The sequence below is a fragment of the Halanaerobium sp. genome (assembly GCF_003070835.1).
The window spans coordinates 1-14,384 of the sequence record NZ_QBLR01000076.1; the positions used below are offsets into that span (position 1 = coordinate 1).

At 35.7% G+C, this 14,384-nt stretch carries 13 protein-coding genes and 1 rRNA gene; 13 read left to right on the forward strand and 1 reads right to left on the reverse strand.

Annotation, left to right across the window (positions count from 1 at the left end):
• A 5S ribosomal RNA gene (gene rrf, locus CI949_RS09430) occupies positions 1-92 on the forward strand; the annotation flags it as partial.
• A 197-nt stretch (positions 93-289) separates the two neighbouring features.
• On the opposite strand, the gene CI949_RS09435 is transcribed toward rrf, so the two are convergent.
• Entirely contained in the window at positions 290-1,921 is a 1,632-nt protein-coding gene (locus tag CI949_RS09435; RefSeq protein WP_290765625.1) for a transposase, read from the reverse strand.
• A 427-nt stretch (positions 1,922-2,348) separates the two neighbouring features.
• Here CI949_RS09435 and CI949_RS09440 point away from each other — a divergent pair, with 427 nt between their 5' ends.
• From CI949_RS09440 to ptsP, 12 genes are all read left to right on the forward strand, one after another.
• Positions 2,349-3,239: an MIP/aquaporin family protein gene (locus CI949_RS09440; protein WP_133530280.1), complete on the forward strand. Its 891-nt coding sequence runs from the start codon at positions 2,349-2,351 to the stop codon at positions 3,237-3,239.
• Between the two features lie 90 nt (positions 3,240-3,329).
• Complete coding sequence (glpK, locus tag CI949_RS09445; protein ID WP_290765629.1) at positions 3,330-4,826, forward strand: glycerol kinase GlpK; 1,497 nt, start codon at positions 3,330-3,332, stop codon at positions 4,824-4,826.
• A gap of 95 nt (positions 4,827-4,921) precedes the next feature.
• The gene (locus CI949_RS09450; RefSeq protein WP_290765632.1) at positions 4,922-6,397 is read left to right on the forward strand and encodes an NAD(P)/FAD-dependent oxidoreductase; all 1,476 of its coding nucleotides are present in this window, start codon (positions 4,922-4,924) and stop codon (positions 6,395-6,397) included.
• Positions 6,390-7,670: an NAD(P)/FAD-dependent oxidoreductase gene (locus CI949_RS09455; RefSeq protein WP_290765635.1), complete on the forward strand. Its 1,281-nt coding sequence runs from the start codon at positions 6,390-6,392 to the stop codon at positions 7,668-7,670. The genes CI949_RS09450 and CI949_RS09455 overlap by 8 nt, the downstream gene beginning before the upstream one ends.
• Complete coding sequence (locus tag CI949_RS09460; protein ID WP_290765638.1) at positions 7,671-8,045, forward strand: DUF1667 domain-containing protein; 375 nt, start codon at positions 7,671-7,673, stop codon at positions 8,043-8,045.
• A gap of 166 nt (positions 8,046-8,211) precedes the next feature.
• Positions 8,212-10,260 (forward strand): methyl-accepting chemotaxis protein, encoded by a 2,049-nt coding sequence (locus CI949_RS09465; RefSeq protein WP_290765641.1) that lies wholly within the window; start codon positions 8,212-8,214, stop codon positions 10,258-10,260.
• A gap of 59 nt (positions 10,261-10,319) precedes the next feature.
• Positions 10,320-10,895, forward strand: a complete 576-nt coding sequence (locus CI949_RS09470) for a glycerol-3-phosphate responsive antiterminator (RefSeq protein ID WP_133530274.1) — start codon at positions 10,320-10,322, stop codon at positions 10,893-10,895.
• A gap of 14 nt (positions 10,896-10,909) precedes the next feature.
• Positions 10,910-11,902 (forward strand): dihydroxyacetone kinase subunit DhaK, encoded by a 993-nt coding sequence (gene dhaK, locus CI949_RS09475; RefSeq protein WP_133530273.1) that lies wholly within the window; start codon positions 10,910-10,912, stop codon positions 11,900-11,902.
• Between the two features lie 15 nt (positions 11,903-11,917).
• A complete protein-coding gene (gene dhaL, locus CI949_RS09480; RefSeq protein ID WP_133530272.1) occupies positions 11,918-12,538 on the forward strand; it encodes a dihydroxyacetone kinase subunit DhaL in 621 nt (206 codons plus the stop codon).
• Between the two features lie 17 nt (positions 12,539-12,555).
• A complete protein-coding gene (gene dhaM, locus CI949_RS09485; protein ID WP_133530271.1) occupies positions 12,556-12,954 on the forward strand; it encodes a dihydroxyacetone kinase phosphoryl donor subunit DhaM in 399 nt (132 codons plus the stop codon).
• 82 nt (positions 12,955-13,036) lie between these two features.
• A complete protein-coding gene (locus CI949_RS09490) occupies positions 13,037-13,312 on the forward strand; it encodes an HPr family phosphocarrier protein (RefSeq protein ID WP_290765648.1) in 276 nt (91 codons plus the stop codon).
• Positions 13,312-14,384, forward strand: a 1,073-nt coding sequence (gene ptsP, locus CI949_RS09495) for a phosphoenolpyruvate--protein phosphotransferase (protein WP_290765651.1), incomplete at its 3' end; no start/stop codon positions are given. The genes CI949_RS09490 and ptsP, both read left to right, overlap by 1 nt.

Consider the following 14,384-nt stretch of genomic DNA (forward strand, 5'->3'; position numbering starts at 1 on the left):
CACTTGTTCCCATCTCGAACACAAAAGTTAAGTCCTCCAGCGCCTATGGTACTGCATTGGTAACGATGTGGGAGAGTAGGTCGCTGCCGGTCCTTTTTTTATTAAAAAAATGACAGAAAATAATGATAATTTATCAAATTATAAAAAATTGTAAAAAGATTAATTTAGGTTTGGTCCCAAAAAGCCTAAATAAATATCCTTAATTTAAAAATATTTAGAGTTTTGAACCTTAAAATTTAAATTACTCAGTAAAAATAAAATTATATAGTGTGAAAAAGATCTTCCTGAACTATGGGGTGGCTGGTTTTAATCCTTTCAGCAGCTTTTTGAAGTTTGCTGCTGCAACTTTAAAGCCGAACCATATTTTTTGACACACTTCACCCCTGATAGGCATATCATCGACATTGTATTTGCGTCTGAAGACAGAAGGTAGTCCTTCTACACCAGCTCTCTGATTGCATTCTTTAATATATTCTTTTTCACCCATTGTTTTTCTGAGTTTCCCTGTTTCATATTGTTTTTCAGTAAAACTGATTGAGTTATGTTTTTTCTTGGCTTTAATTCTGCATTCTGATTTCAGACTGCAGTCAGTACATTTTTCCTTATCAAAGATAGCATAAAATGAGTTTTTGTCACTGTTTTTTTCCTGATAGTCAGGTTTAATATCATTGGCACAGTTTAGAATATTTTCATAGTCAGAATCAAGATCAAAGTTTTCATAAACAGTCATTTTGTTAGCAGCAGGTTTTTTACCCATTAATTCACCAGGCATGTATTTGATACCAGCTTCAATAGCTTTTTTGGCCAGATCATAGCTGTAGTAAGCACCATCCATAAAAAGTTTAAATGGATTTTCTGGATTATCTTTAACTGCAGGATCATTAATTAATTTATCTAAAGTATCAGCACTAAAACTCTGGTCAGCATAGATATTTGGTTTAAAATCATAGCTTTTAATTACAGAATTATCACCATCAAAAAATTCAACTACATTAGCTGTGTACCCAATATTAGCTTCATATTTCTGTCTGAAGGTCGCATCAGGATCACTGGGATTTTGCAGAATATCAGATCCTAATTCTGTACCATCTTTAGCTTCAATATTATCAGGATCAAGGTCATCAAAATCATCGTCATCATGATCTGTCTGTTCTCCAAGCATTCTTTTTAGAAGCATAAACTCTTCGGTATTAGTAACTTCTTTACCAGCATTAACTGCTGTATCATAAAGAGTTTTAGCATCTTCTAAAAGCTTTTGGAGCTTAGATTTAGTTTCGTCATTTTTGGTACGGTAGATGACATCATTTCTGTGGGACTCTTCAAGATAGACTTCCAGTCCTTCAGGGATAAGGTCTTTAGATGATTTAGAAAGCATTTTGATGAATTTAGCATTAACAGCATAGACCAGTTCTATTCTTGATAATTCTCTGGCAGAGGAAGAAACCATAAAAGAGTCAATTCTTGCTCTGTTACCTTCGATTTCAAGATGCTCTCTAATTAAATCAGCCAGAGATTCTACTTCCTGCTGGATTAGATCTATACCTGTTTCTTTGTAATAGTCTGTTACCCGCTCTCTAAAATTACTGAAAGTATTTTTAGAGATGGGAGGCCTTTTTTCGCTGGTCAATCTTAAAGCATATTGATATTCCATGCTCAGATGAACATTTGCAATTAATCTTTCATCAGTGAGATCAAAGAGTTCTTTAATTACAAGTGAGCTGATAATTATGTTAACAGGAGTATTAGGTCTAGAACCTTTATCACTGTAGAGTACTGCAAAGCGTTCTTCATTTATTGCAGGAAAGATAACTTCCTGGAAAGTATGAGCCCAGGAATTTAAAAGATATTCCTGCAGATATTTGGGTAAATCTTTAAATGAATCGTAAAGACTTAACTGCTGATGACTGTTGGGAACAAACATTTTACCATCCTTTCTTTGATTTCTTAACTTAATTATATCAAAGAAAGCCTGCCATCTAAAGGATTATGGCGGATTAATTAAATTGATTTCAAGATGATAAAAGAATATTTAATTGTTATTATTTGTATATTAAAGAAATTTATTTAGGCTTTTTGGGACCAAACCTAATTTAATTTTGTAAAGTGTTTGACAATTATTATTTTTAATGCTATACTTTATTCACAATCAAATAAAAAGTGTGAGGTTGAGCCGAAGAGAAAACCTTATTGAGATTTAGAGGGGGTAGTTTACCCAATTTTATCTAAATTTCAATAAGGTTTTTTTGTATTTTAAAAGCCTTTTTAAATCTGCAGATTTTATATATAAAGGAGTTGGGTTGTTATGAACAGCAGTTGATTAAGGAGTTAAATAATGGAGGTAAAATTAAATGAATAGGGAAGAATTTCAGAAGGAATATTTAGATAAAGAAAGTTTATTAGGGGAATGTATTGCAGAAGTTATTGGTACAGCGATCTTATTATTTTTTGGAGCTGGTGTTGTTGCTAATTTAGTTCAGGTGGGAGCAGATATAAGCTGGTGGGAATTGTGTGTGCTCTGGGGTTTAGGAGTTACAATGGCAATTTATATTTCAGGAGGAGTCAGTGGAGCTCATATTAATCCTGCTGTTACAGTTGGTTTAGCTTCTGTAGGGGATTTTCCCTGGAGAAAAGTAATTCCATTTATAATCTCTCAGATAATTGGAGCTTTTATTGGAGCAGCTGGAGCTTATTATATTTATGCTGAACAATTTGCAGAAAAAACTACTGGCAATATGACAGTTTTTCACACAATTGCCATGGATAATATTTCAAATCCTAAAGCAATGATAATTGAGTTGATTTTGACAGCCGTTTTATTAATGGGAGTTATGGCAATGACAGAGTCTTTAAATTCAACTGCACCTAAAGGATTAGGAGCGGCAATATCTGTTGGTCTTTTAGTTGCTGCGATTGGTGGAATCGGAGGTTCTTTAACAGGTTTTGCTATTAATCCTGCCCGTGATTTTGGACCTAAATTATTTACTGCTTTAGCGGGCTGGGGTTCAGCACCTTTTACCGCTCATAATTATTATTTCTGGGTTCCAATTGTGGGTCCATTAATTGGAGGAGTACTGGGAGCATTTATTTATAAAACATTTATTAGATCATATCTGCCTGAAGTTCTGCAGAGGGGAGAGGTTAAGGAAGATATGTTAACAGGAGATCTTTTGGATATTCTGAATGAAAAAGAAATAAAAGAGCTAGCTGAATTAGCAAAAAAAGATTGCAACAAAGGATAATTAAATTGCAGCAAGAATTTAACTTTAAGGGAGTTAAAAATTTGTTTTAACATTTTGCTATTAAAAATTAATAAATGGGGGAATATGAAAATGGAAGATTATATTTTAGCAATTGATCAGGGTACTACAAGTTCAAGGGCAATAGTTTTTAATCATGATGGAGATATTGTGAATTCTTCACAGAGAGAATTTACTCAGCATTTTCCGAAACCTGGTTGGGTTGAACATGATCCGGATGAAATTTGGGGTACTACCCTTGCAGTTATGGCAGATGCAATGGGTAGAAAAGATATAAAACCTTCTCAAATTGCTGCTATAGGAATTACAAATCAGAGAGAAACAACAGTTGTCTGGGATGCAGAAACTGGTAAACCTATTCATAATGCAATAGTCTGGCAGGATAGAAGAACAGCCTCAATTTGTGATGATTTAAAAGATCAGGGCTTAGAAGAAAAAATTAAAAATAAAACCGGACTGGTTGTAGACGCTTATTTTTCCGGAACAAAAATAAAATGGCTTCTGGATAATGTTGATGGTGCCAGGGAAAGAGCAGAAAAAGGAGAATTAAGATTTGGAACCATTGACAGTTGGTTAATTTGGAAGTTAACAGGTGGAGAAATTCATGTAACTGATTATACAAATGCCTCCAGAACAATGGTTTATAACATATTTGATTTAGAATGGGATCAGGAAATGCTGGATATTTTAGAAATTCCAGAGTCAATGCTGCCAGGTGTAAAACAGTCAAGTGAAGTCTATGGAGAAACAGCAGATTATCATTTCTTTGGTCAGAATGTTCCAATCGCCGGAATTGCAGGAGATCAGCAGGCAGCTACATTTGGTCAGGTCTGCTATGATCAGGGAATGGCTAAAAATACATATGGGACTGGCTGTTTTATGTTAATGAATACCGGGGAAAAGGCAGTTAAGTCGGAAAATGGTCTATTAACAACAATTGCTTATGGGGTAGATGGAAAAGTTAACTATGCTCTTGAAGGCTCAATCTTTATTGCAGGTGCTGCAATTCAGTGGCTCCGCGATGAAATGAAGTTGATAGATTCAGCACCAGAATCAGAAGAGCATGCACGCAGAGTTGATGATACCGGTGGAGTTTATGTGGTTCCAGCTTTTGCAGGTCTTGGGGCTCCTTACTGGGATATGTATGCCAGAGGAACAATTGTCGGTCTAACCAGAGGTTCTTCCAGGGATCATATTATCAGGGCTACCTTAGAGTCAATTGCCTATCAGAGCAGGGATGTTTTAGAAGCAATGGAAGCAGATTCTGGAATTGAGCTAAAGAAGATGAGAGTAGATGGGGGAGCGGCAATGAATGACTTTTTGATGCAGTTCCAGGCAGATATTTTAGGTTCTGAGGTGGAAAGACCAGAAATTAATGAGACAACAGCTCTGGGAGCAGCATATCTAGCTGGCTTAGCTGTAGGATACTGGGAAAATAAAGAAGAACTTATTGAAAAGTGGAAAAAAGATAAAGATTTTAAATCAGAAATGTCTGAAACTAAACGAGAGAAATTATATAAGGGCTGGAAAAAAGCAGTTGAGCGTTCTAAAAATTGGTCAGAGGAGTAATTAATATATTTGACATAAAATTAATCACAGCTGGGTTGAAGAGATCCAGCTGTGAAAATTATCAAATTTTTATATTATTTTAGGGGGGAAATTCATTGAGTAAAAAATATGATGTAATTATTATTGGAGCTGGAATATCTGGCTGTGCGGTTGCCTGGAAATTAGCCAGATATAATCTTGATATTTTATTATTGGAGAAGGAAGCAGATGTGGCAACAGGTACTACTAAAGCTAATACAGCAATTATCCATGCAGGTTATAATGCAGACCCTGATAAATTAAAAGGGCATCTAAACGTAAAAGGTAACCAGGGCATTAGAGAAGTAGCAAAAAAGCTAAATATACCATATGAAGAAATAGGATCACTTGTGGTAGGTTTGGAAGATGACAATTTAAGTGTAATTGATGAATTATATAAAAAGGGATTAAAAAATAATGTGCCGAATATGGAGATTGTGGGAAAAGAGTGGTTAAGGGAAAATGAACCAAACATTTCTCCTAAAGCTGTAAAAGCACTATGGGCACCAACAGCAGGAGTGATTACTCCCTGGGAAGCTGCTCTGGCAATGGCCCAGAATGCTGTAGCTAATGGAGCAGAAGTTAAACTTGAAACTGTAGTTGAAGATGTAATGACTGAGGATGGAAAAGTTGTTGGGGTTAAAACCAATCAGGGTAATTTTGAGGCGGATTATGTAGTAAATGCAGCAGGTTTATATGCAGATGAAATTGCAAAAATGGTAGGAATTGAGAAGATTAATATTACTCCCCGCAAAGGTGAATATTATATTTATGATCACGCCAAAGATTTTGTAGTAAATCATGTTGTTTTTCCTGTTCCAACCCCGATTAGTAAAGGTATTGTAGTAACTCCAACAGTTGAAAACAATCTCTTGATTGGTCCAACTTCTCATAATGTGAAAAGTAAAACTGATCTTGCAACAACCAGAGAAGGTTTAAAAGAAGTTTATGAAGGAGCAAAAAAGCTTTATCCCAGTCTGGATTTAAGAGATACAATCCGAGTTTTTGCCGGGCTAAGAGCAGCAGATGATAGTGAAGACTTTGTGATTGAAGCTGCAGAAAATGTTAAAGGTTTTGTCAATGTTGCTGGTATCCAATCTCCTGGTTTGGCCTCATCAACAGCTATTGCTGATTATACAGCAGAAATTCTTGCTGATGAAGGATTAAAGCTCTCTGAGAAAAAGGATTATATTGAAACCAGAGAAGAACCAGTTAGATTTTATGAGATGACAAATAAGGAAAGAGCCAAAATGGTAGGCAAAAATAAAGATTACGGTCAGATTATCTGCCGCTGTGAAACTGTATCCTACAAAGAAATAGTAGATGCAATTAACAGTCCAGTTGGTGCCAGAACAGTAAATGCAGTAAAACGCAGAACCAGAGCTGGAGCTGGAAGATGTCAGGGAGGATTCTGTGGACCAAGGGTAGTAGATATTATAGCTCAGGAGCTTGGAATTGATCCGACTGAAGTTAAACAGGAGGAAGGGAATTCTCAAATTTTAGAATATAAAATTAAAGAATTACTGGGAAGTAAGGTGATGGATAATGCATAAAGTGAAAAAAGATTTAGTAGTTATTGGTGGCGGTCCAGCTGGACTGGCAGCAGCTAAAACTGCTTATGATGATGGAATTAAAGATGTAATGATCCTCGAAAGAGACTTTGAACTTGGTGGAATTTTACCTCAGTGTATTCATAATGGATTTGGTCTGCATCATTTTAAAGAAGAGCTTACTGGTCCCGAATATGCCCAGCGTTTTATCAATGATGTTGAAGAAAGAGATATTGAAGTAAAATTGGACACCATGGTTTTAGATGTTACAAAAGATAGAAAAGTTTATGCAATGAATAAAAAAGAAGGTTTTCTGGAAATAGAGGCTAAAGCAGTTGTCTTAGCAATGGGCTGTCGGGAAAGAACTGCTGGTGCTATTGGAATTCCAGGCACAAGACCGGCTGGAGTATTAACTGCTGGAACAGCTCAGCGTTATACAAATATTGAGGGCTTTGTTCCGGGAAAAGAGGTAGTAATTCTCGGCTCAGGGGATATTGGATTAATTATGGCCCGAAGGATGAAATTAGAGGGTGCTGATGTGAAAGCAGTCTGTGAACTACTTCCTTATACTGGTGGATTGACCAGAAACGTTGTTCAGTGTCTGGAAGACTATGATATCCCACTGATGCTTAATCATACAGTAACTGCAATTAAAGGTGAAGGAAGATTAGAAGCTGTTGAAATTTCTGAGGTAGATGAAAATCTTAAACCTATACCAGAAACTGCTAAAACAATTAAAGCAGATACTCTACTTTTATCTGTTGGTTTGATTCCTGAAAATGAACTTTCCAAAAAGGCTGATGTAGTTCTTGATGATCGGACAGGTGGCCCAATTGTAAACGAAGGTCGAGAAACAAATATCGAAGGAATTTTTGCCTGTGGTAATGTACTTCATGTTCATGATTTAGTTGACTGGGTTACCGAAGAGTCTCAGATTGCAGGAAAACATGCAGCTAAATATATCAAAGATAATTATGAAAAAACCGGAAGGTGTGCAGAAGTAAAAGCAGGTAAAAATGTAAGTTATGTTATTCCACAAAAAATTGAACTTGAGGCTGGAGATCGCAAACGCATTCCCTTATATATGAGAGTGTCAACTCCTTTAACAGCTGTTGATATAAATCTTTATGCAGACGGTGAGAAGTTATATTCTTTCTCTGAACCCTTTGCAAAGCCTGGAGAAATGATCAGTGTACCACTTGCGCAAAAAACTCTTGATGATTTAGGTAATTTAGATGAAATAAAGGTTGATATTATCGAAAAGGAGGGAAATTAAATGATTGAAACAAAAACCCTCACCTGTGTAGCCTGTCCTAAAGGCTGTGAAGTAACAGTTGAGTACGAAGGTAATGAGATAATTGAAATTAAAGGAAATGCCTGTCCTCAGGGACAGAGCTATGCTGAAGAAGAAATAGTAGCGCCAACCAGGATTTTACCAACCACAATTAAAGTTAAAAATGGAGCCTTAGCTCTCTGTCCTGTAAAAACCACAAAACAGATTCCACTAGAAAATATGTTTGAGGCAATGGAGATTATAGGAAATAAGGTAATTGAGGCCCCAATAAGTATGGGGGATGTTTTTATAGAAAATATTTTAGATACGGGAGCCGATATTGTAGCAACTAGAGATATGCCAGCAGAAATTAAATAAGAGTATTTTTATTGATACCAGAAGGTTTTCATTTAATCTTCTGGTATTTTCCTATTATTTTATTAATTAATCTCTATAAATAAGCAGGATTTTAGCTTTTTAAATCAAATTATATTATAGAGGGTTCAAATTAATAAACAAATATAAATAATAGGGGATGTTGCTTGTGCTCAAAAATATGGATTTAAAATGGAAGATAAGCATTATTTTAACAATAATTGTAATAGCGGTTATGTCTGCAGTTTCATTTTTTACTTATAGTTATACTCAGACTATAATGTCAAATCAGATTGACCAGAGAATTGATTTAATCAGGCAGAATCAGAGAGAAGAAATACTAAGTAACTTAAACCGACTCAAAGAACGAACTGATTATTTTGCCAGTTTTGAGGATGTCTACAATCTGGTTAATATGAGTAATTATTATGTTGAGGACGGAGAATTAATTGATCTAGCTGGTGGTGGCTGGTTGAGTACTTTTACAAATAGAGCTAATTTGCTGAAGGATAATAATCGAATGTTTGATGAAACTCAATTTTCCTATGTTACAACAGCAGATGGTATAGTTTTAGTTGATTCAAGGATAGAAGGGGAAAATAATATTTATGATTATGCTGGAAAAGCAATGCCGGAAGATCAGTTTAAGAATATCTCCAGTGAAGAAGTACATATTATAAATGGGGAACCTCATGTATTATTTGGATCTGAGATTAAAAAAGAAACAGCTGAAGGAGAAGAAGTAATAGGTTATTATGTAATGGCCACAAATCTTGAAGTTTTTTACAGTGAGACTCTGGAATCACTGGAGAATGTTTCTGCTTTCAGCCTTGTAAATAATAATGGGTATATTTTGAGTAGTTTTGATAAATCACTAATGGGATCAAAGATTGAAGATCAGTGGTTTACAGAACAGATTAACAGTCAGCAGGAATCTGCAGTTAGAGTAGGTGATAGTAGAACACAGTATTTTGATCAGATTAGTGAAAAATATGGTATTTATATGGCGATTGATGTGCCTCAGGAAGTAATTAATGGTCCAGTTAATAATATTAGAAATATAATATTAATTATTGCTCTTATTGGAGTAGTTATTTTATTTGTAGCAAATTATTTACTATTAAACTGGCAGTTAAGACCTCTAAAAACTTTAATTGAGGCCTTTAATAAGCTGGCTTCAGGTAATTTAAATAATGAAGTGTTGTTAAATGAGAGTACTGATAAGGATGATGAGATAGGGAAGTTGAGTAAAGCTTTTAATAATATGGTTCAAGAGTTCAAAAAAGTTATTCTAAATATAAATCAGGCATCAGATGAGGTAGAAGAATCTTCAAGTTATCTAAAAGAAGTTTCAACAGAAGTTGGAGATGTTTCAACTCAGGTCGCTCAATCAATTAATGATGTTGCTTCTGGTGCAGATGATCAGGCGGCAAGTGTTGATAATATTAATCAACAGATTAAAACTCTGGCAGCTGATATTGATAAATTAAAAGAGTCAAATCAGGAAGTGGAATCACTTGCTGAAGAGATGGAAACAGCTGCTGCAGGTGGAAAGACAGAAATGGATAGAGTCAGCAGTCAGATGGCAAAGATTAGAAATGCTATTCAGGAAGTCGCTTCTGGAATCTCAAATTTAGAAACTATATCCAATGAAATAGATGAGATTTTAAATATTATAAATAACATTGCTGAGCAGACGAATTTACTTGCTTTAAATGCTGCAATCGAGGCGGCAAGAGCTGGAGAAGCAGGGCGAGGGTTTTCTGTAGTAGCTGATGAGATCAGAGAACTGGCGGAAGAATCAGTTAATTCAGCTGGAGAAATCAGGAAACTTGTAGAAGATGTAAAAGTGGAAACTCAAACTGCAAGCTCTAGGATGGATGATGGGCTTGAAGAAATTAAGAATGGAGAAAATGTTGTCAGCAGTGCTGAAGATTCTTTTGCTGACATAGAAAATAAAATTAAAAATGCTTCTACAGGTATAGAGTCTTCAATTAAAATAGTAGCAGACGTGGATAGCTATACTGAAAAAATTGTGCGGGAAGTCGGAGAAATTGCAAGTATTTCTGAGGAAACTTCTGCTAATACTGAAGAGGTAGCAGCAGCCAGTCAGGAACAAAATGCTTCAATTGAGGAAATCACTTCACTCGCGGACTCTTTAGCTGATATGGCATCAAATTTAAATCAACTGGTAAATCGATTTGATTTAAGTTCATAAATTAATTATTAAATGCTCCCGGTCAGCTGACTGGGAGTTTTCTTAAGGGAGGAAAATATTTGAAACATTTAGCTGGTTATTTTACAAAATACCCCATCATTCCGGCTGTACGTAAAATTAAAGATCTGAAGCGGGCAATGGATATTAAGGAGTCAGTTTTAATTTTTTTACTAACTGGTTCAATTTTTGATCTTAAAAAATCAATGAAAATGGCACACTCTAAAGATAAAATTTTAATGGTAAATATTGACCTTGTTAGTGGGATTGCTCACGATAAAGAGGGAATTAAATATCTGGCAGATAATGATTTGTGTGATGGAATAATTTCTACAAAAGGATATTTAATTAAAGAAGCCTCCAAGCATGGTTTAATGACAATCCAAAGAGTTTTTTTACTGGACTCAGCCTCTCTAATTAGTGCGGAAAAATCGCTTAACCCGAGAGCTGTTGATGCGGTTGAAATTTTGCCGGGAATTGCAGCCCCCTATTTTATCGAAAAACAAAAAAATAGTAAATATGAATACCCTGTAATTGCAGGTGGTTTAATCAAGAGTAAAAAAGAGGTTATTGAGTTAAAAGAAAAAGGTGTTTTTGCAGTCTCAACAAGTGATTATCAGTTATGGAATTTCAATTAGGAGGGGTGGTGTAGATGGGTAAAAAATTAATTAATGATCCCGAAAAGGTTGTGCAGGAGATGATTGAAGGGATAGTAATGGCCAGTAATCAGCGCCTGGAAAAACTGGATGGATATAATATTATTGTTAGAAAAGATGCTCCCATAGAAAAAGTTGCTTTGATCAGTGGGGGTGGCAGTGGCCATGAGCCAGCTCATGCAGCCTATGTTGGAGAAGGAATGCTTGATGCTGCTGTTGCTGGAGATGTTTTCACATCTCCTACTCCGGATGCTATTTTTGAGGCAGTGAAGGCAGTTGACAGCGGTAATGGCGTTCTTCTAATTATTAAAAATTACACTGGAGACTTAATGAATTTTGAAATGGCTGCTGAAATGGCTGAAGCAGAGGGAATAGAAGTTGATCAGGTTGTTGTTAATGATGATGTAGCAGTAGAAGACAGTCTTTATACAACAGGAAGGCGTGGGGTGGCTGGAACTGTCTTTGTTCATAAAATTGCTGGCGCAAAATCAGCTCAGGGGGCTGCACTTAAAGAAGTTAAGCGAACTGCAGAAAAGGTTATTAAAAATGTAAGAACAAAGGGAGTTGCTATCAATCCCTGTCAACTTCCAGCTGCAGAAAAAAGTACTTTTAGTCTGGCTGAAGATGAGATGGAAATGGGGATTGGGATCCATGGTGAACCCGGGACTGAAAAAATGAAAATAAAGAAAGTGGATCAGATTGTTGACTCTTTACTGGAAGATATTCTAATTGATTTAAAAGTGAAATCAGATGACAGAGTCGCCCTAATGGTAAATGGTATGGGGGGAACTCCACTAATGGAGCTTTACATCGCAAATAGAAGAGCAAATCAATTTTTAGAGAGTAAAGGGGTAGAAATTTACAAAAACTATGTGGGAGAATTTATGACTTCGCTTGAGATGGAAGGTCTTTCCTTAACAATTTTAAAATTAGACGAGGATTTAATTGATTTATTAACAGCAGAAACTGAAATTAACTTATTAAAATAGAATTGGGGTAAAGATATGGCTAGAAAAACAAAAGAGCTTTTTTTAAAAACGGCAGATGTAATAATCGAAAATAAAAGTTACTTAACCGAACTGGATGCAGCTATTGGTGATGGGGACCATGGAGTTAATCTTGCCAGAGGTTTTAAAAAACTGAAAGAAAAACTTGAGACCGAAAGTTTCGAAAGTAGAAGTGAATTATTTAAATTAACTGCAATGACTCTTATATCTAATGTTGGTGGAGCTTCAGGTCCACTGTATGGCACAGCTTTTTTAAATATTTCTAAGGTTATTTCAGAATATGAACTCAGCCTGGATGATTTAATAGAAGTTTCCGAAGAAGCTATTGCCGGGATTCAAAAAAGAGGTAAGGCAGAAGCAGGAGAAAAAACAATGCTGGATACTATTATTCCCGCAGCAGAATCTCTAAAAAATAGTCGTGCAAATAATCTTGATTTAAATACAGCTTTAAATAATTGTCTTAAGGCAGCAGCAGAAGGAATGGAAAACACAGTTGAAATGCAGGCTACAAAGGGTAGAGCAAGTTATCTTGGAGAAAGAAGTATAGGTCACCAGGATCCTGGAGCTACTTCCGCTTATTTAATGATTAAAACTTTTATAGAAAATTTTTTAAAATAATAATTTGAGGTGTAGACATGGTCAATATTTTAATAATATCCCACAGTTTTAAAATAGCTGAAGGTACTAAAGAACTGGCTGAAGAGATGAAGCAGGCTGATATTGATATTCAGATAGCTGGAGGAACCAGTGGTGGAAAGCTTGGAACTGATGCTGATTTGATTCAGGAAAAATTAGAAAGTATGGATTCAGAGGATGGTATTGTAGTTCTGGCTGATCTTGGGAGTGCGGTAATGAGTTTTAAGATGGTAAAAGAATGGCTGCCAGAACTAAAACAAAAGAAGATCAAGTTGGCTGATGCTCCTCTTGTAGAAGGGGCAGTTTTAGGTGCTGTTGAAGCAAGTTTGGGCAAAACACTGGATGAAGTACTGGCGGCAATCGAAAAAAAATCGATCATAAATAAAAATAATTTGTAAAAAAGGATGAAATTTAGGTAAGATTTATGTTAAAATATATAAATGAGTAGTATTAATAAAAAATTTTGAAAGGATGATCAGATTGGTAGAAGAAAAGAAGGTTATAATCACTAATAAGACCGGTCTGCACGCCCGGCCTGCAGCTCAATTTGTGCAGAAAGCAGGTAAATTTGATTCAAAAATTGAAATAGTTTTTGAAGAAAAAGAGGTTAATGCAAAGAGTATTATGGGTGTAATGAGCCTGGGAGTAGGAAAAGGAAATGAAATTACTGTTAGAGCAGATGGTGCTGATGCCGATAAAGCAGTAAAAGAACTTGTTGATTTCATTGAGGTTGAAATGGCAAAGGAGGACGAATAGTGATTTTATTGGAAGGAATTGCTGCTTCCCCTGGTATTGCTATTGGAAAATCATTACTCAAACTAGAGAAAGAAATTGAAATTGATAAAGAGAATATTGCTGATGAACAGGTAGAGCAGGAAATTGAGAAGTTACATGATGCTCTAACTGAATCAAAAAAACAACTAGAACAGCTGAAAGAAGAAACTGCTGAAAAACTCGGTGAGGAAAAGGCAGAAATCTTTGCTGCTCATCTGATGATTTTAGATGACCCCGAGGTAATTCCTGCATTCGAAAATAAGATCAAAGATAATAAGCTGAATGCAGCTGCAGCGGTAAAAGAAGTTATTGACGAATTTGCGGCAATGTTTGCAGCAATGGATGACGAATACTTGAGAGAACGTGGTTCTGATATCAAAGATGTTGGTATGAGAGTTATTAAAAATTTACTTGGTATTGAAGATATAGCTGATAAAATGGACGACGAAGTTATTATAATTGCTGAGGATCTGACACCTTCTGATACAGCTCAGCTGGATACCGATAAGGTTTTAGCTTTTGTAACTAAGGAAGGTTCTAGAACATCTCACTCAGCTATTATGGCCCGCTCGCTGGGGATTCCTTCAGTTGTAGGAGTTGGCAGTGAGTTAATTGAAAAGGCTGAGAATGGAATGGAAATTATTGTAGATGGAAATAGCGGTAATATTTACTTTAACCCTGATCAATCTACACTGGACGAATATGAAGTTAAATTAGAGGAATATGAAGCTGAACAGGAGAGACTTAAGGCTTTTAAAGATAAAAAAGCAGAAACACAGGATGGTCACCGGGTAGAAGTTGTCGGCAACATGGGTAATCTAAAAGATGTAGATCCTATTCTTGTCAACGGTGGCGAAGGTGTTGGTCTTTTCCGCAGTGAATTCTTATATATGGATCGTGATGAACTTCCAACTGAAGAAGAGCAGTTTAAGGTATATAAAGATGTTGCAGAAAAAATGGGAGATAGACCGGTAGTTATTAGAACTCTTGATGTGGGTGGAGATAAAGAGCTGCCATATTTAGACTTTCCCGAAGAAATGAATCCATTTTTAGG